The organism is Corallococcus sp. CA054B, from assembly GCF_003611625.1.
In the GTDB taxonomy this organism is placed as follows: domain Bacteria; phylum Myxococcota; class Myxococcia; order Myxococcales; family Myxococcaceae; genus Corallococcus; species Corallococcus coralloides.
The window spans coordinates 1-564 of the sequence record NZ_RAVY01000428.1 but is presented as its reverse complement, the minus strand read 5'-3'; the positions used below and the strand labels follow the sequence as shown (position 1 = coordinate 564).

General features: G+C 70.2%; 1 protein-coding gene. It reads left to right on the top strand.

The window, feature by feature from the left end; translation table 11 throughout:
• Positions 1–564, top strand: a 564-nt coding sequence (locus D7V80_RS41170) for an AMP-binding protein (protein ID WP_147447418.1), incomplete at both ends; no start/stop codon positions are given.

The window sequence follows — 564 nt, the reverse complement described above, 5'->3', positions numbered from 1 at the left end:
ACGTGGGTGGCCAGGGTCTGGCCTGGGGCTACCTGAACCGCCCCGACCTGACCGCGGAACGCTTCGTCCCCCATCCCTTCGCCGCTACGCCGGGCGAGCGCCTCTACCGCACGGGCGACCAGGCCCGCTGGAGGGAGGACGGCACACTCGACTTCCTGGGCCGCGTCGACTTCCAGGTGAAGGTGCGGGGCTTCCGCATCGAGCTGGGCGAAGTCGAAGCCGCCCTGCGTGCCTTCCCGAGCGTCAACGAGGCCGTCGTCGTGGCCCGGGGCTCGGACACGGACAAGCGCCTCATCGGCTACGTCACTGCTCGCGAAGGCCACGCGCTGGACGCGGACTCACTCAAGGCAGGCCTCAAGCAGCACCTGCCCGAGTACATGGTTCCCTCCGCGCTCGTAGTGCTGGACGCGCTGCCCCTCAACGCCAACGGCAAGGTGGACCGCAAGGCCCTACCCGAACCCGATGCGCACGCCGTCGAAGCCCGGGACTTCGTCGCGCCCCGCGACGCGCTCGAAATGCAGCTCGCCCGTATCTGGGAGGACGTCCTCGGCGTCCGCTCCGTCG